At 73.4% G+C, this 16,604-nt stretch carries 16 protein-coding genes and 1 pseudogene; 6 read left to right on the forward strand and 11 right to left on the reverse strand.

The window, feature by feature from the left end; translation table 11 throughout:
• Positions 1-7: 7 nt before the first annotated feature.
• Both BLT97_RS15905 and BLT97_RS15910 read right to left on the reverse strand, forming a co-directional pair.
• Positions 8-745 carry an ABC transporter permease gene (locus BLT97_RS15905; protein WP_093610542.1) on the reverse strand — a complete coding sequence of 246 codons (738 nt, stop codon included), beginning with the start codon at positions 743-745 and terminating at the stop codon, positions 8-10.
• Between the two features lie 90 nt (positions 746-835).
• Positions 836-1,771 carry an ABC transporter ATP-binding protein gene (locus BLT97_RS15910; RefSeq protein WP_093610544.1) on the reverse strand — a complete coding sequence of 312 codons (936 nt, stop codon included), beginning with the start codon at positions 1,769-1,771 and terminating at the stop codon, positions 836-838.
• A gap of 106 nt (positions 1,772-1,877) precedes the next feature.
• On the opposite strand from BLT97_RS15910, the gene BLT97_RS15915 reads away from it, so the two are divergent.
• The 3 genes from BLT97_RS15915 (at position 1,878) to BLT97_RS15925 (ending at position 5,183) form a co-directional block, all read left to right on the forward strand.
• Positions 1,878-3,095, forward strand: a complete 1,218-nt coding sequence (locus tag BLT97_RS15915; protein ID WP_093610546.1) for a sensor histidine kinase — start codon at positions 1,878-1,880, stop codon at positions 3,093-3,095.
• 34 nt (positions 3,096-3,129) lie between these two features.
• Positions 3,130-3,780: a response regulator transcription factor gene (locus BLT97_RS15920; protein ID WP_093610548.1), complete on the forward strand. Its 651-nt coding sequence runs from the start codon at positions 3,130-3,132 to the stop codon at positions 3,778-3,780.
• A 248-nt stretch (positions 3,781-4,028) separates the two neighbouring features.
• Positions 4,029-5,183: an ROK family transcriptional regulator gene (locus BLT97_RS15925; protein WP_093610550.1), complete on the forward strand. Its 1,155-nt coding sequence runs from the start codon at positions 4,029-4,031 to the stop codon at positions 5,181-5,183.
• A 202-nt stretch (positions 5,184-5,385) separates the two neighbouring features.
• Here the strand turns inward: BLT97_RS15925 and BLT97_RS15930 are convergent, their stop codons facing one another.
• Together BLT97_RS15930 and sigJ are read right to left on the reverse strand one after the other, a co-directional pair.
• The gene (locus tag BLT97_RS15930; protein ID WP_093610552.1) at positions 5,386-6,144 is read right to left on the reverse strand and encodes a GntR family transcriptional regulator; all 759 of its coding nucleotides are present in this window, start codon (positions 6,142-6,144) and stop codon (positions 5,386-5,388) included.
• 311 nt (positions 6,145-6,455) lie between these two features.
• The gene (sigJ, locus tag BLT97_RS15935) at positions 6,456-7,352 is read right to left on the reverse strand and encodes an RNA polymerase sigma factor SigJ (protein ID WP_245769349.1); all 897 of its coding nucleotides are present in this window, start codon (positions 7,350-7,352) and stop codon (positions 6,456-6,458) included.
• Positions 7,353-7,512: 160 nt separating this feature from the next.
• Between sigJ and BLT97_RS15940 the strand changes: the two genes are divergently transcribed.
• Positions 7,513-8,355 carry an alpha/beta fold hydrolase gene (locus BLT97_RS15940; protein WP_093610554.1) on the forward strand — a complete coding sequence of 281 codons (843 nt, stop codon included), beginning with the start codon at positions 7,513-7,515 and terminating at the stop codon, positions 8,353-8,355.
• A 66-nt stretch (positions 8,356-8,421) separates the two neighbouring features.
• Here BLT97_RS15940 and BLT97_RS15945 read toward each other — a convergent pair.
• Positions 8,422-9,732: pseudogene (locus BLT97_RS15945) on the reverse strand (DMT family transporter); the annotation flags it as partial.
• Positions 9,733-9,764: 32 nt separating this feature from the next.
• Here BLT97_RS15945 and pdxR point away from each other — a divergent pair.
• Positions 9,765-11,306, forward strand: a complete 1,542-nt coding sequence (gene pdxR, locus BLT97_RS15950) for a MocR-like pyridoxine biosynthesis transcription factor PdxR (protein ID WP_093610556.1) — start codon at positions 9,765-9,767, stop codon at positions 11,304-11,306.
• Positions 11,307-11,315: 9 nt separating this feature from the next.
• Here pdxR and BLT97_RS15955 read toward each other — a convergent pair whose 3' ends face one another.
• Both BLT97_RS15955 and BLT97_RS15960 read right to left on the reverse strand, forming a co-directional pair.
• Positions 11,316-11,993, reverse strand: coding sequence for a hypothetical protein (locus BLT97_RS15955; protein WP_143041337.1), 678 nt, complete (start codon positions 11,991-11,993; stop codon positions 11,316-11,318).
• A 62-nt stretch (positions 11,994-12,055) separates the two neighbouring features.
• On the reverse strand, positions 12,056-12,466 hold the full coding sequence (locus tag BLT97_RS15960) for a VOC family protein (protein WP_093610560.1): 411 nt from the start codon (positions 12,464-12,466) through the stop codon (positions 12,056-12,058).
• A gap of 313 nt (positions 12,467-12,779) precedes the next feature.
• Between BLT97_RS15960 and BLT97_RS15965 the strand changes: the two genes are divergently transcribed.
• Entirely contained in the window at positions 12,780-14,357 is a 1,578-nt protein-coding gene (locus BLT97_RS15965) for an alkaline phosphatase D family protein (protein WP_093610562.1), read from the forward strand.
• A gap of 67 nt (positions 14,358-14,424) precedes the next feature.
• Here BLT97_RS15965 and BLT97_RS15970 read toward each other — a convergent pair whose 3' ends face one another.
• From BLT97_RS15970 to BLT97_RS15985, 4 genes are read right to left on the reverse strand one after another with little or no spacing between them, the layout of a single operon-like run.
• Positions 14,425-14,799 carry a hypothetical protein gene (locus tag BLT97_RS15970; RefSeq protein WP_093610564.1) on the reverse strand — a complete coding sequence of 125 codons (375 nt, stop codon included), beginning with the start codon at positions 14,797-14,799 and terminating at the stop codon, positions 14,425-14,427.
• A gap of 47 nt (positions 14,800-14,846) precedes the next feature.
• On the reverse strand, positions 14,847-15,278 hold the full coding sequence (locus tag BLT97_RS15975) for a roadblock/LC7 domain-containing protein (protein ID WP_245769350.1): 432 nt from the start codon (positions 15,276-15,278) through the stop codon (positions 14,847-14,849).
• A 43-nt stretch (positions 15,279-15,321) separates the two neighbouring features.
• On the reverse strand, positions 15,322-16,143 hold the full coding sequence (locus tag BLT97_RS15980) for a hypothetical protein (protein ID WP_093610568.1): 822 nt from the start codon (positions 16,141-16,143) through the stop codon (positions 15,322-15,324).
• On the reverse strand, positions 16,140-16,550 hold the full coding sequence (locus tag BLT97_RS15985; protein WP_093610912.1) for a hypothetical protein: 411 nt from the start codon (positions 16,548-16,550) through the stop codon (positions 16,140-16,142). The genes BLT97_RS15980 and BLT97_RS15985 overlap by 4 nt, the downstream gene beginning before the upstream one ends.
• Positions 16,551-16,604: the final 54 nt, after the last annotated feature.

Genomic DNA, 16,604 nt, shown 5'->3' on the forward strand with positions numbered 1-16,604 from the left:
GAGCACCTCAGGCGTCCCTGCGGCGGACGGCCCACCAGCCCGCGAGCACCGAGGCCGCCGCCCACAGCGCGGTGACGCCGAGTCCCGTCCAGGGGCCGAGTGTTCCGGTGTGCTCGGAGTGCAGGACGATCTGGCCGGCCCGGTCGGGCAGGAACTCGGCGACGCCCGCGGACATGTCCCCGATGACGAAGCCCACGATCAGCACGAAGGGGATGAGGATGCTCAGGACGGCGACCCCGCTGCGCAGCAGCGCGGTGAGCCCGCTCGCGAGGAGCGCCATAAGCGCCAGGTAGATACCGCCGCCGATGCAGGCGCTCACCGCTCCGGGGTGCCCGAGTCCGATGGCGTAGTCGCCCATGAAGAGCTGCCCGACGAGGAACGTGGCGAAGGAGGTGACGAGGCCGAGGGCCAGGGCCGCCAAGCCGATGACGGCGGTCTTCGCCGCGTAGAAGAGGCCTCTGCGGGGCACCGCGGCGAGCGAGACGCGCAGCGCGCCGTGCGCGAATTCGGAGGAGAAGGCCGTGGCGCCGAAGCTGATCGCCGCGATCTGGGCGAAGTTCATCGCGTAGAAGGCGCTGAACAGGGCGTCGTAGTCGGGGTTGTCCGCCTCCGCCTGGCCGATCAGCGGGAAGGCGAGCAGCGTGACGGCGAGGGCCGCTGCGAACACGGAGAGCAGGGAGCCCCAACTGGCGCGTACGGAGCGGATCTTGATCCATTCCGAACGAAGTACGGCGGCGGTGGTCATGGTGTGGTCTCCTCGGCTTCGGGGTGGTGTTCGGCGGCGAGAGGCGGCGTCAAGCGGCGAGAGGGCGGCCGGCTGCGGGAGCCGGCCGCATCACGAGCGGGCCGCGCCGGAAGGGGTGTGCTGTGCGGCGAACTCGGCGTCCTCTGCCGTGAGCGCCAGATAGGCCTGCTCCAACGAGGTCTGCTCGTCGACGAGTTCGAGCACCGGTACGCCTTCGCGGGCCGCGAGGGCGCCGATGTCGGCGGCCTGGGCGTCCTCGACGGTGAGTTTCCCGTCCTCGTCGAAGGCGACCGCGTACCCCTGCTTCACCAGGGCCTCGCGCAGCCGGCTCTGCTCGGTGCTGCGCACCCGCACGCGGTCGTGGCGGTGCGCGTCGAGGAACGCGCGCATCGGGGTGTCCGCGAGCAGCCGGCCGCGGCCGAGCACGACCAGGTGGTCGGCGAAGGAGGCCGTCTCGTTCATGAGGTGGCTGGAGACCAGGACCGTACGGCCCTCGCGGGCGAGCCGGCGCAGGAGTTCGCGGATCCAGATGATGCCTTCGGGGTCGAGTCCGTTGGACGGCTCGTCCAGCATGATCACCGGCGGGTCGCCGAGCAGGGCGGCCGCGATGCCGAGGCGCTGGCGCATGCCGAGGGAGTACGTCTTGATCCGGCGGCCGGCCGCCGAGGTGAGGCCGGTCTCCTCCAGGACCTCGTCCACACGTCCCGGCGCGAGGCCGTTGCTGACCGCGAGGGCCCGCAGGTGGTTGCGGCCGGTGCGCGAGGCGTGGGCGTTCTGCGCGTCGAGCAGCGCGCCGACCTCGCGCAGGGGGTCGGCAAGGGACGCGTAGACGCGGCCGCCGACGGTGGCCGTGCCGGACGTCGGCCGGTCCAGGCCCAGGACGAGCCGCATGGTGGTGGACTTCCCGGCCCCGTTGGGGCCGAGGAACCCGGTGACCTTCCCGGGTTCGACGGTGAAGGTGAGCCCGTCGACGGCACGGGTGCTGCCGTACTCCTTGGTGAGCGCTGTGACCTCGATGCTTGTCATGCCTCAAGCCTCGGGAAACGGCCTTCCCCGCACCTCCCCCGGCGGTGGGGATCTTCTCCCCCGCGCGGGGGAACCGGCTGTCACAGGCGGCTGGCACGATGTCCGTATGCCTCGAATCCTGCGACCGCTGACCCGTGCGGTGACCTACACGCGCTGGGTGCATCTGGTCGTGGGTGCGGTGCCCACCGTGATCGGGTCGTTCATCGTGGGGGTGCACACGGACTCGGTCGCGAATTGGCTGCTGCTCGGGCTGCTGCCGATCCCGATCGTGGCCGCCGCGGGCCTGGTGCCGGCGATGCGGCTGGCCGAAGGGCTCCAGGCGCGGCTGATGCTGTTCCCCGGGCGGCATGCGCGGCGGTCCGAGCCCGGCGAGCAGACCTCCGAGCCGGTCATCGTGGCCCGCCCTGCGCAGACCTGGCGCGACCGCGGCGTCACGGCCCTGTGGATGGTGCTCCGCCTCGAAGCCGGTACGGCGATGGCCTGGCTGTCCATCCAGGCGGGCGCGACGACGCTGTCGTTCGCGGGGGCGATGGTCGGTGACGACCCCGGTGCCGATTCGCTGATCGCGCCGCAGGGCGCGCACTGGGCGCATGTCTTCCTCGTCCCGCTGCCGCTGATCGTCCTCGGCTACGTGGCCGCGGGCGCCGGCGCCCTCATGGCCAGGACGGCGCTGCGCCTGCTCGGCCCCTCCCCCACCGACCGTCTCGCCGCCCTGGAGGAGCGGACCGAGCAGCTGCTCGAACACAACCGGATCGCCCGTGAGTTGCACGACTCGATCGGCCACGCCCTGACGGTCGCCGTCGTGCAGGCCGGAGCGGCCCGCGCGGCCAACAGCCCGGCCTTCACGGACCAGGCGCTCGCCGCCATCGAGGACACGGGCCGTGCGGCGCTCGAAGACCTGGAGCGGGTGCTCAAGGTGCTGCGCGAGCCGGGTGAGCCCGCGCACCGCCGCCCCACGCTCGCCGAGGCCGACCGGCTGCTCGACTCGGCGCGGGCCTCCGGCGCCAAGGTCGACGCGGAGATCACCGGGCCGGTGGACCGGCTGCCGGGTCCGGTCACGCGCGAGGCGTACCGGATCCTCCAGGAAGCCCTCACCAACGTGCTGCGGCATGCGGGAGCCGTGCCGGTCTCGGTGCGCATCAGCGCCGACGAGCGCCGACTGCTCCTGACCGTGACCAATCCGCTCGACGGCAGCTCGCTCGGCGCCGGCAGCGGGTCGGGACTGCGGGGCATCCGCGAGCGGGCCACGCTGCTCGGCGGCCGGGCGAAGGCGGGCCCCGACGACGGCGAGTGGCGGCTCTCGGTGGATCTCCCGGTCGCCTGAGAGGCCGTGCTCGGGGGTGTTCTAGGCTGGCCGGATGCCGATCAAGGTGCTGCTCGTCGACGACGAACCGCTGGTGCGCGCCGGTCTGCGCGCCGTGCTCGAAGCACAGCCGGACATCGAGGTGGTCGGCGAGGCCGCCGACGGTGCGGCCGTGGTGCCGCTGGTCCGCTCGCTGCGGCCGGACGTCGTCGCGATGGACGTACGGATGCCGCTGCTCGACGGGATCGAGGCCACCCGCGCGGTGCTCCGTTCCGTGGACGCGCCCCCGAAGATCGTCGTGGTGACGACCTTCGAGAACGACGAGTACGTGTACGACGCCCTGCGGGCCGGCGCCGACGGCTTCCTCCTCAAGCGCGCACGGCCCGCGGAGATCGTGCACGCCATCCGCCTGGTCGCGGAGGGCGAGACACTCCTGTTCCCTGCCGCGGTCCGGGCGCTCGCGGCCGAGTACGGCAGTGCTCCCGCGCGGGCGGCCCTGGAGCGCGCGGCCCTCACCGACCGCGAGGCGGACGTGCTGCGGCTGATGGCGCGCGGCATGTCCAACGCCGAGATCGCCGCCGAGCTCATCGTGGGCGCGGAGACCGTGAAGTCCCATGTGAGCGCCGTACTGGCGAAGTTGGGGGCGCGCGACAGGACCCAGGCGGTGATCGCCGCGTACGAGTCGGGGTTCGTCTCCCCCGGCTGAGCTCGGTTCCGGTGCCGCGCGCGAGTTCGGTTCCGGTGCGGCACGCGAGCTCGGTTCCGGTGCCGCGCGCGAGCCCAGTGCCGGCGCCGCCCGCAGCGTCCGCGCATCCCGCCCGTACGGGCAACAAACGGACTGATCGGCTCCGCAAGAGTCCCCGGACCACGGGCTGGGGCTCCCGGCACTCGCCGTGGCCAGGGCCCGGCGAGTACGATCCGGCCAGGCAGGTCGCAGAGCAGGAAGGACGTACGTTGAGCCGGTTGACCGGCGGGGATCCCTCGCTGCTACGACGGATCAACTCGGCCGTGGTGCTGCACGCTCTGCAGGGCGCCGACTCCGCCACCCTCACCGAGATCACCCGCGTCACGGGCCTGTCCAGGCCGACGGTGGAGGGTGTGGTCGAGGGCCTCATCGAGGCCGGGCTCGTCGTCGAGGCTCCGGTCGAGGAGGGTGCCGCACGGCGCCAGGGCCGGCCCGCCCGCCGCTTCCGCTTCCGCGCGGAGGCCGGGCATCTGCTCGGCCTGGAGATCGGTCCGCACCGCGTCGCGGCCGTCCTGTCCGACCTGGACGGGAAGGTGCTGGGCGCGGGCCAGAAGGAGGTCGACGAGACCGCGTCGAGCGACGAGCGCCTGGAGCGGCTGCGCACCTGCGTGGCGGAGCTGCTGCGCCGGGCGGGGATCGCCCGCGGCTCGCTGCGCGCGGTCGGTGTCGGCAGCCCCGGGATCGTCGAGGCGGACGGCACGGTACGCCTGGGCACCGCCCTGCCGGGCTGGACGGGCCTGCCGCTCGGCGAACGCCTGCGCCGCTCGTTCAAGTGCCCGGTCCTGGTGGAGAACGACGCCAATGCGGCCGCCGTCGCCGAGCACTGGAAGGGCGTGGCCCGCGACTCCGACGACGTGGTGTTCGTGCTCGCCGGCCTGAGTCCCGGTGCGGGTTCGCTCATCGGCGGCCGGCTGCACCGCGGATACGGGGGCGCCGCGGGTGAGATCGGCGCGCTGCACCTGCTCGGCCGCGAGGTCACGCCCGAGACGCTCCTGTCGACCACGGACGAGCCGCTGCACCCTCTCGACGAGCAGGCGGTCACCGAGGTGTTCCGGCATGCTCGCGAGGGCGACGTCGGTGCGAAGGCGGCCGTGGAGCGCTACACCCAGCGCCTGGTGCACGACGTGGCGGCGCTGGTGCTCGCGCTCGACCCCGAACTGGTCGTGATCGGCGGCTGGGCGGCGGGCCTGGACGACGTACTGGAGCCGCTGCGCCGGGAGTTGACGCGTTTCTGTCTGCGTCCGCCGCGCGTGGAGCTGTCGATGCTCGGCGAGGCCGCGGTGGCGACGGGTGCGCTGCGGCTGGCGCTCGACCATGTCGAGGGTGAGCTGTTCGCGGTCGAGGGGACCGTCACCGGCCGCTGAGGCCACAGGCCCTCCGGGGCGCGCACGCACCACCCGAACACCCCGCGCCATGCGGAGCCGGCACACACGGGCCGCCCCGAGCCCACCGCCCCGCCGCGGAGGGGGACGGCGGGCCGGGTCCGTGGGGGGACGTGGGCCGGGGCGGGGTCGGTGAACGGCGGCTCGGCGGAAGGGTCCGTGCCGGTTCAAAGGCTGCGGCGCGTCAGGACGCCTTGCGCTCGTCCCCGGAGTGGAACTCCACGTCGCCGCCGAACGTGAGGCGGCAGGTGTCGGCGCGGTACGTGGCCACCGACACCGCGGCGGTGCGGCCGTCGGGGCCGAAGTAGCGGGTCGTCACGAGAAGCACCGGGGCGCCGGGGAGCCGGTCGAGCTGCTTGGCGTCGTCGGCGCGCGCGGAGCCGAGCTCGACCGCACGGTCCTCGCCCTCGAAGCCGAGGCGCTGAAGCTCGCGTAGGACGGCGCGGGCGCGGGTGGCCCCGTCGGGGATGTCTATGGCCGACAGGTCCGGAACGGACGCGGCCGGTACGTACAACAGGTCGGCGGCGACGGGCTGTCCGCTGTACATCCGCGAGCGGCGCAGGACGTGGACCGGCTCGTCGAGGCCGGCGCCGAGCAGGTCGGCGACGGCAGCGGGCGGGATCTCCTGCGTGCAGTCCATGGCCTGCCAGGCGTCGCCGGAGCTGCCCGGCCAGCCATTGCCCGCGGCTCCCACGGCCACGCCCATACGGGGCGGTGCGACGGTGGTGCCGACGCCGCGGCGGCGCTGAAGGCGTCCTTCGAGCTCGAGCTGCTCGAGGGCCTGGCGCAGGGTGGCACGGGCGACGCCGAATCGGGCGGCGAGCTCACGCTCGTTGGGCAGGATCTCGCCCACCGCGAACTCGGAGTCGAGCGCCTCGCCGATCACTTGCTTGAGGTGCCAGTACTTCGTCTCCGGCACCGTCTCCAGCTGCGTGGTCCCCACCCTGTCCTCCGCATTCGCCCTGGCGTAAATGCCCAGCCACTGGCGGCTTTTACGTGCCCTTGTTTATTAAAGGTTCCTGCACTATCCGCGACGATAGGGCTGCGCCCACCCTTGGTCAAGACCAATCCTCTCTCCGTTACAGAGCGCAGCGCTCCGCTCTCATGAGGTGTTCACGCGCTTGTCGCACGCGCGTCGCGGTCGCCTCGGCGGTGGGTCACATTTCCGCTCGCCTCATGACAAAGCCTCCGCAGGGACGCGCGGAGGCTTTGCGAGAAAGGGGACTTGAGGCCCGTACGGGAAATTCCCGGCAATCAGGCCTTGCGGTCCGCGGCGAGGGATTCCAGCTTGTCCGGATTGCGCACCACGTACACGTTCTGGACGAGGCCGTCGGCGATGTCGAGCTGCATGAAGACGTCCACGCGGCCGTCGACGAACCCCAACAGGGCGGGGCCGCCGTTGAGTTCGACGATGCGGAACTCGTCGAGGACGTCGCCGGTCTGCCCGGCCACGCCGACCAGGAAGCGGCCGACCTTGTCCGCGCTGTGCAGGACGCGCAGCGGGGCCTTGGACTTGCCGCCGCTGTCGCCGACGAGCTGTGCGTCCGAAGCGAGCATGCCGACCAGGCCTTCCAGGTCGCCGGCGCCCGCGGCGGCGAGGAACCGCTCGGTCAGCGCCCGCCGTTCGACCGGGTCCACGTCGTAGCGCGGCTTGCGTTCGTCCACATGCTTGCGGGCCCGCCCGGCGAGCTGGCGCACCGCGGCCTCGGAGCGGTCCAGGGTCTCGGCGATCTGCGCGAACGGGAAGCCGAAGGCCTCGCGCAGCACGAACACCGCGCGCTCCAGGGGCGAGAGCGACTCCAGGACCACGAGCACCGCGAGGGAGACGGAGTCGGCGAGCACGGCCTGCTCGGCGGTGTCGGGCACCTGGTCGCCGAACTCCGTGAACACCGGCTCCGGGAGCCACGGGCCCACGTAGGTCTCGCGCCGCGACTGCACCTGCCGCAGCCGGTCGATGGCCAGCCGTGTCGTGATCCGTACGAGGTAGGCGCGCGCGTCCTTGACGTCGGCGCGGTCCGCGGCCGACCAGCGCAGCCAGGCCTCCTGGACCACGTCCTCGGAGTCCGCGACGCGGCCGAGCATGCGGTAGGCGACGCCGGTCAGGACCGGGCGCTGGGCTTCGAATTCGTCCACGAGAGTGTCGGTCGGCACCCTCCCATCCCACCCGACGCCCCGCCCCGTGTCCAGCCGGGCCCAACAGGGGGTTACCGAACGGTAGTTGTTGCTGACAGTATGTCTACGAGTCATCCAGGAGGCTTCGGCCGCTGTACGCGCCCGGGCCGCGCAGTGTTGTCCACCGACGAGGAGCAGCATGTCCGCCACCGTCACCTTCAGCGTCGACACCGCACAGGGACCCCGGGACGTGAGCGTCGTCCACCGGCGGGCCGGTTCGGGGGATCCGGTGCTCCTGCTGCACGGCATCGGCCACCATCACCAGGCCTGGGACCCGGTGTTCTCGATCCTCGCGGCCGAGCGCGACGTGATCGCCGTGGACCTGCCCGGCTTCGGTGCCTCGCCCGCGCTGCCGGACGGGTTCGCGTACGACCTGGCCGGTTTCGTTCCCGTGCTCGGGGCGCTGTGCGCGGCGCTCGACATCGAGCGGCCGCACGTCGTGGGCAATTCTCTCGGCGGTCTGCTGGCGCTGGAGATGGGCCGCGAGAAGCTCGTACGGACCGTCACCGCGCTGTCCCCGGCCGGGTTCTGGACCCAGGCCGAGCGGCGCTACGCCTTCGGCACGCTGCTCGCCATGCACCGCGGCGCCTCGCTGTTGCCGCGCCCGGCGATCGAGCGCATGTCGCGGTCCGCGGCCGGGCGTACGGCGCTGACCAGCACCATCTACGCGCGGCCCTGGCGCCGTTCACCGGAGGCCGTGGTCGCCGAGACCCTCGCCCTGCGCGAGTCCACCGGCTTCCACGAGACGCTGGCCGCGGGCCGCACCGTCCAGCTCCGGGACGCCTTCGCGATGGACACGGACGCCGTGCCCGTCACCGTCGCCTGGGGCACCCGCGACCGGCTGCTCCTGCGCCGCCAGGGGGTGCGCGCCAAGCACACGCTGCCCGGGGCCCGGCTGGTCCGGCTGCCCGGATGCGGCCACGTGCCCATGAACGACGACCCGGCCCTCGTCGCCCGCGTCATCCTCGACGCCACCGCCTGAGGCGGCCGAGCGGCCCGCGGATCCTGCGGGCCGCTTCCTCAACACCCCTGATCCCAGGGCGACTCCGAGCCCGACCAGGACGCTGCCGGCCGCCTGCGCCGCCCCGTACTGGCCGGTGCCGACCAGCGGCGCGGTGGCCGCGGCGGCCACCGGGATGAGACCGGAGAACAGGGTGGCCCGCTCGGCGCCGATCCGCTGCATGCCCGCGTACCAGCAGACGAAGCCGACCACGGTGACGACCACCGCCTGCCAGAGCAGCGCGGCTCCCTCGGTCGCGGTCGGTACGCGCAGGGCGTGCGTGCCCTGTGTCATGAGGCCGATCGCGAGGGACTCGATGGCCGCGATCCCGCAGACGGTGGCGGACAGGAGCTTCGGGCCGAGCGGGCGCACGAGCGGCACGGCGAGCACGGCGAAGCCCACCTCGCCGAGCAGGGCGCACACGGAGAAGGCGAGCCCCGCGGCGTCGGTGCGCCCCCAGCCCTGCACGGTCAGGGCCCCGGCGGCGACCAGGAGCGCGCCGTACAGGACGGGCCGGGTGGGCCTGCGGGAGGCGAGCAGCGGGACGAGGACGGCGACGACCACCGGCGCGCAGCCCACGAGGACGCCGGGCACGGCGGGTTCGGCGGTCCGCTCGGCGAACAGCACCGCGAGATTGAAGCCGACCATCCCGACGGCCGCGAGCACGGCGAGCCGTCCCCACTGCCGGCGCGACAGCCTGCGCAGGGGTGCCAGTGCGCCTCGCCCCAGGAAGGGCAGGAGCAGCAGACAGGCGAGCCCGTAGCGCAGGAACTGCCCGCCGGCGTACGGGTAGTCGCCGAGCACGCTGTTCGCGGTGAACGAGGCGCCGACGAGGCAGCAGGCAAAGGCGGCGAGCAGGGATCCGCGTGCGGCGGTACGGCGTGGGAGGCGGGCACCTGGCGAAGGTGCGGGGGCGGCGGGGGCGGTGCCTTCAGCGGGCGCGGCCGTGGAGTTCGTGTGGGGCATACCGGCAACGCTAGGAATCCCGGCGGTCCGCATTAAGGTCCACTTCCATGACGTCATCGGGGACCAATTCGGCGGGGATCGGGGCGAGTTCGGGGGCGGTGCCTTCAGGGGCGGAGTCGGCGTCTCCAAGGGCTGAGGGAGGGGCGCCAGGACCGGCGTCGGCGCCCGGCTCGGACGTCGGGCGGGCGGCAGCTTCCGGCGCGGAGCCGACGGCCGGGTCGAGAGCCGAGCCGGCAGCCGGGTCACGAGCGGGGCGGCGGGCCGGTCCCGGAGCAAAGCCGATGGCCGCACACGCAGTTGAGCCGACGGCCGGCCACCGGGCTGAGCCGACAGCCGGTCACGCATCCGAGTCGCCGGCCGGTCCTGGAGCAGAACCGATGGCCGGTCAAGCATCCGAGCCGCCGGCTGGTCCCGGAGCAAAGGCAATGGCCAGTCACGCAGCCAAGCCGACGGCCGGTCATGCGGCTGAGCCCGCGGCCGGTCCCGGAGGCGCGTCGGCCGAAGACATACGAACCACCGGCGAAGCCACCACCACCGGCTGGACCACAGCCTGGGAGCTGCTGCTCCCGGCCGTCGCCGCGCCCGCGCGTTCACGTGGCCGGGCGCTCCAGGAGGCGCTGCGCGAGGCGGTCCGTTCGGGACGGCTCGCGTCCGGCACGCGGCTCCCGGCCAGCCGCGCGCTCGCGGCCGACCTCGGGGTCTCGCGGGGTCTTGTCACGGAGGCGTACGAGCAGTTGACGGCCGAGGGGTATCTGCGGGCGGGGCGCGGCGCGGGGACCTGGGTGGGCGGAGCGGTGGCCGTCGCGACCGGCGCGGGGTCCCGCCGCGGCGCTCCCCCGCGGGGACGCGAGGACCGCCTGACCCTGCTGCCCGGGGTGCCCGACCTGTCCCTGTTCCCGCGCTCGGCCTGGTCCGCGGCCCAGCGCGCGGTGCTGGCCGAACTCCCGCACGCCACGCTCGGCTATCCGGATCCGCGCGGTCTGCCCCGGCTGCGCACGACGGTCGCCCAGATGCTCGCGCGCCGCCGGGGCGTCGTCGCCGACCCGGAGCGTGTCGTGGTCTGCTCCGGGGTCTCCCAGGCCATGACCCTCCTGGGCCTGGTGCTGTACGCGGGCGGGCAGCGCACCGTGGCCGCCGAGGACCCCGGCAGTCCCGAGCATGCGGAGCTGTTCGCGCACTCGGGCATGCGGACCGTGCGCGTCCCCCTGGACGAGGAGGGCCCGGACCTCGGCATGCTGCGGGCGGCCGGGGTGCGCACGCTCGTGGCCACGCCCTCGCACCAGTTCCCTTCCGGCCTTGCCTACTCCCCCGCGCGCCGGGCCCAACTCCTCGACTGGGCGCGGTCGGTGGACGGTCTCGTGATCGAGGACGACTACGACGGGGACTTCCGCTACGACCGTGCGCCCGTGGGTGCGCTCCAGGGACTCGACCCGGACCACGTCGCGTACACCGGCTCCGTCAGCAAGTCCCTCGCGCCGGGGATGCGTCTGGGCTGGATGGTGGTGCCGGAGCGGCTGGCCGACGCGGTGGTGGCCCGCAAGCGCCTCATGGACCTGGGGAATCCGGCACTCGACCAGGAGACGCTCGCCCGGTTCATCGAACACGGCGCCTACGACCGGCACTTGCGGCGCTGTCTGCGCACGTACCGTGAGCGGCGCAATGCGCTGGTCGAGGCGCTGGCCGAGCATCTGCCCGGCACGGAGGTCAGCGGGATCGCCGCCGGGCTCCATGTGATCGCCGCGCTGCCGCCGGGAGACACCCCCGGCCCGGAGCTGGTGGAGCGGGCGGCCGAGGCGGGGCTCGCGGTGCGGCTCCTCGACGCGTACACGGCACAGGCCGCGGGTGACGGGCGGGTGCGGCTCGTGATCGGTTACGCGGCCCTGGCGCCGTATCGCATCGATGAGGCCGTACGGCTGCTCGCGCGCGTGGTCGCGAACGGTCGACAGGCCGCCCCGGGCGCCCGCTAGCCCGTCCCGTCAGGGGCTGCCCGCCAGCAGGTAGCCCGCGATGAGCAGCCCGAAGCCGACGGGAACATAGACGAGGGTGGCCACGATCGGCAGCCAGCCGCCGACCCAGCCGGGCACCGAACGGCCGGGCACCATCTTGCGGTTGGCGCGCGCCACTTCATCGGCCAGCCCGAGCCGCTCGGCGGCCCGTGCGGACACGATCACCCCGGCGTCGATCGAGCGCTCCAGGAGGGCCCGGCGCACGGTGCGGTCGACCGTGTCCGCGCCGCCCTTGAACTTGTGGACGATGACACGTACCCCGTGGGCGTCCGTCAGGATCAGCCGGTCGTCGGTGCCGCCCGTTTCCCCCGCGGCCTCGACCCGCCCCACCTTGGTGAGGGCGGCCAGCTCCACGGTGCGGCGGCCGGACAGGGTGCGGGCGGTGAGCAGGCCCTCGGCCGACACCTGGACGTGCCAGCCGGTGGCGGAGTAGAAGGCGACCAGCAGGCTGACCAGCGGGGTGGCCATGTTGCCGAAGACGAGTGCGTCGGAGACGGTCCCGGCCTGCACGAGCAGCGAGACCGCCACGAGGTGGACCGGGGTCAGCAGCCAGACGAACGCGTCCACGGCCCGGCGGGCTCTGCGGCCCTGACCGGCCGAGACGGCGAGGTCGTGGGGGACGGTGGGGGCGCCTGGGGTAAGCGTCATGAGCATGACGCTATCGCGGCCGGAACAGGGCCAGTCGGCCGGTCCGCGGGCTCACCGCCGGCTCAGGAGTTGGACCAGGCGCGCGTGCACAGGACGAGCCGGTACCCGTCGGGGTCCTCGATCGTCACACCCCACTCGTTCCAGTACGGGTTGGGCGAGAGCACCCGCTTGCCGCCGTGCCGCTCCAGCGCGGCCACGAGGTCCTCCGGAACCGGGCCGTCGAGATAGACCACGAGCAGGTCCTCCTCGGTGGGGCGCGGCTCGACGGGACGGGCCGCCTCGTGGACGAGTTCGAGATGCCAGTCCGCCTCGGGCCACCCGAGCATCAGCAGGTCGTGCTCGCCGGGCGCGTGGTCGCCCTGCGTGCGCCACACCACGCTCAGTCCGAGGCCCTCGCGCCAGAACCGCTCGGCGGCGGCGAGGTCGCGGGACGGGCGGGCGATACGGATGTGACTGCGGGCGTTGATCGACATGGCCTCAGCCTAGGCAGGCCGGACCGCGCCCACATCGGGCTCGCGGCCTAGGCCGGGCCCTACGCCAGGTCCGCGGCCCGGCCTGGGCCGGGCCCAACGTCAGGCCCCCGGACAGGCCTAGGCCCGCAGGGGGACCCGGCCACGGACGTCAGCCCGTGCGCACCCCGGTGTCACCGTGGGAACGGATGCCCGGAGCGTGCCGTGTTCCCTTGCGGGGTGCGGGAGTTGTTCACTTGGGGTTCGCGTGTCCGAAGTGCCGCACGAGTAGGTCTGGTCCCGCACCGCCGCCGGTCCCGTCCGAGGAGGCTCATCGATGTCCACGGGTCAGCAAGGCCCCGTTCCCGGCCGCCGCTCCGTTCTCCGCGGCTCGCTCGCCGCGTCCGCCGCGCTCGCCCTGCCCGCGCTCGGCTCCGCCCCCGCCCTCGCGCTGTCCGGGCGGCCGAGCGCCGGATGGGGCGTACAGGCCGGGGACATCGACGCGCACTCGGGCCTGGTGTGGGTGCGTAGCGACCGGCCGGCCCGGATGATCGTGGAGACCTCCGCCACCGCGTCGTTCCGCCGCACCCGCCGCTGGCACGGCCCGCTCCTGGGCCCCGGCACGGACTTCACGGGGACGACGCGGCTGCACGGCCTCCCCTCCGGCGAGCAGATCCACTACCGCGTCCTGCTCGCGGACCCCGACGACCCGCGGCGCACGAGCCGGCCGGTCGCCGGAACGTTCCGCACCGCTCCCCAACGGCGCCACCAGGACGTGCGGTTCGTGTGGTCCGGGGACATCGCGGGCCAGGGCTGGGGCATCAACCCCGAGCTCGGCGGCTACCGCGTCTTCGAGCAGATGCGGCTGCGCGATCCCGACTTCTTCCTGTGCAGCGGTGACACGGTGTACGCGGACGGGCCGTTGCAGCCTACGGTGACGCTGCCCGACGGCCGGGTCTGGCGGAACGTGATGACGGAGGAGAAGGCCAAGGTCGCCGAGACGCTGGCCGAGTTCCGCGGCACGTTCCGCTACAACCTGCTCGACGAGAATCTGCGCCGCTTCAACGCCCAGGTCCCGTCGATCGTGCAGTGGGACGACCACGAGGTGCGCAACAACTGGTACCCCGGGCAGATCCTGGACGACGCCCGTTATACGGAGAAGAACGTCGACGTGCTCGCGGCCCGGGCCCGGCAGGCCTTCGGCGAGTACTTCCCGATCTCCACGCTGTCCGGGCAGCGCACCGAGGGGCGGGTCCACCGGGTGGTCCGGCACGGTCCGCTCCTGGACGTGTTCGTCCTCGACATGCGGACGTACCGCAATCAGAACTCGCCGAACCGGCAGACCGAGGACCCGGTGGGCATCCTCGGCGCCGAGCAGCTGGCGTGGCTGAAGCGGGAGTTGGGGCGTTCGCGCGCGGTGTGGAAGGTGATCGCCTCGGACATGCCGCTGGGCCTGGTCGTCGGGGACGGCGCCGTGAACTACGAGGCGGTGGCGCAGGGTGATCCGGGTGCGCCGCTGGGCCGTGAGCTGCAGATCGCCGAACTCCTGCGCCACATCAAGCACCAGCGGATCACCGGCACGCTGTGGCTCACGGCGGATGTCCACTACACCTCGGCGCAGCACTACGACCCGTCGCGGGCCGCGTTCAAGGACTTCGCGCCGTTCTGGGAGTTCGTGTCGGGGCCGCTCGCGGCGGGCGGCTTCCCAGCGGTGAAGCTGGACGGGACCTTCGGCCCCGAGCAGTCCTTCGTGAAGGCCCCGGCCCGGGCGAACGTGTCGCCGGCCGAGTCGCCCCAGTACTTCGGGGAGGTGGACATCGACGGCGGCAGCGGGGAGTTGACGGTGCGCCTGCGGGAGGACACGGGGGCCGTGCTGTTCACGAAGGTGCTGCAACCGGGGCTCGTGGGGCAGTGACGCACGGAGCCTCGGCGACGTGACGTCGGGGGGTGCCGCGCAGGTGCGGGGCACCCCCCCGGCCGTGTCACACGTCCAGCTCGCTCTCGATGCGCTTCAGCTGGTGGCGGGCCATGGCGAGGTTGGCCCGCTGCTTGTCCAGGGCGAGGTAGAGGAACAGCCCGCTGTTGTTGCGGGACTTGAGCAGCCGGATGAGGTGGTACTGGCCGCCGAGGGTGATGAGGATGTCCTCGATCTCGTCCTTGAGCCCGAGCATCTCCATGGTGCGCACCTTGGCGCGCACCACATCCGTGTTGCCGGCCGCGGCGACGGACAGGTCGAGGTCCTTGCCTCCGCCCAGGGTGCCGAGCGCCATGCCGCTGCCGTAGTCGACCAGGGCCGCTCCGAGAGCGCCCTCTATGCCGGTCATCGCTTCCTTGAGAGCCGTCTCGGTGTTGATCATGGGAGCTGCACTTCCTTTTCGTCGGTTCTGCGAACGGGGGGTGGGATTCATGAGGTGGTCTTCTCCAGTTGTTCGGGCGCCCCGGCGAGAAGCGCGGCGATCCGGGCGGCGGACCATGCGGCCTCCAGGCGGAACCGGCCGACATTCGTTCCGGCCTCGGTCACGAGCATCAGGACGGCCGAGTCGCCCGCGGTGTGCGCGGCCAGCCAGCCCTGGTCGCCGCGGACGAGGAACTCGCGTACGCCGCCCAGCGCGGCCGCCGCGGACAGCCGCTGGGCCGCCGCGAGCACATCGGCGGTGCGCGCGCCGCGCGGCCCGCCGTCCGCCGCGCCGAAGTCCTCGGCCAGCACCTTGCCGTCGATGCCGACGACGAGGGACCCGGTGAGCTGCGGCACGGCGGCGCGCAACCGCGCCAACTCGCCGTTCAACTCGGCCTGTGCCGCCATCGCCTGGTTCCTCTCGGCTCGCCATCGCTTCATGCGTCTCATGGGGGCGCCCCGGCCACTTCGGGGAGGTACGGCGTCACAGACGGGCCTCCAAGGCGTCGCGGACACGTTGCAGCAGAGCGATGTCGGGTGTGGTGAAGCCGTAGACGTCCGGTGCCCGCGCCCTGGCGTCGGACGCGCTGCCCTCGGTGCTCGGTGCGGTCGGCTGCCGGGCGCGCGGGCCCGGCGGTTCGACCATCCCGGCCACGGCGAGCCGGCGTATGTCGAGCAGCACGTGGAAGGCGGGTCTGCCCAGCTCGCGGGCGAGTTGGGCCGGGGTGCGCGCGCCGTCCACGAGGTCGAGCAGCGCCCGCTGGCGCGCCGGGACCCGCCGGTCCGGGCACGCGGTACGGCGGTTCACCGGCTGCTCGTCCACCACGGGCCCGGGCCACACGGCGTCGAGGAGCCCTTGCCGGCGCATCGCCTCGCGGAGCACCCGGCCGGCGGGGACGGAGAGGGCCAGGCCGTCGTCCGCGACCACACCGTGCCGGAAGCGGGCGGGGCCGCCGCCCGGCGCGAGGGCGAAGTACGCCGCGTCGAACAGGGCGGTGCGGCGGCACAGTTCGAGCGTCCCCTCGGAGAGCTGTCCGTCCTTGACCAGGTGCTCGGCGGCGCGCCCGCTGTCGCGGTTGCCGCGGTCCAGGGCATCCGCCCAGAGCGCGGACGGCACCTTGCCGCAGCCCACGAGCAGGTCGCCGAGCCCGGGCGCGGTGTCGCTGTGGGCGTGCACCACCTGTCCGTCGATCAGGTATAACGCCCCGGTCTCGCGTTGCAGCACCCCGCCCGCGCGCTCCTCGGCCAGCCGCAGCAGCATCGAGGAGCGCAGCGGCAGGGCGGGCGGCGGCGCAACGCGGCTCATCCCGACCCCTGCGGTGCGAAGGGCCGGGCCATCTCCTCGGCGAGGGACTGGAGCCGGCGCCGGGCCAGCGCGAGATTGCCCGCGTCGCGGTCGAGCCACAGGTGCAGGAACACGGCGCCGTCCAGGGCGTCGGGCACGAAGCGTATGAGGTGGTACGTGGAGCCTGTGGTGACGATGACGTCCTCGACGGGCGGTCCGCCGGAGTCCTCGGGGCCGGCGGTGAACACGGCCGACTCCATGACGATCCGGGCCAGTTCGGCGGTGTCGCCGGCAGCCGATTCGACCCCGCCCTGCGCCGCCTCGCCCGCCGTGTCCAGGGCGAAGCCGCACGTCCAGTCGACGATGGTGGCCCCTCGCGCGCCGGGCACACTCATCGCCTCGAGCAAGGTCACATCGATCCCCGGCACCATCGCCCCCTCCCGCGCACCGCATGCGGTGCTGTGTGCCTGCGTGGCCAGGAG

The organism is Streptomyces indicus, assembly GCF_900100315.1.
GTDB classification, from domain to species: Bacteria; Actinomycetota; Actinomycetes; order Streptomycetales; family Streptomycetaceae; genus Streptomyces; species Streptomyces indicus.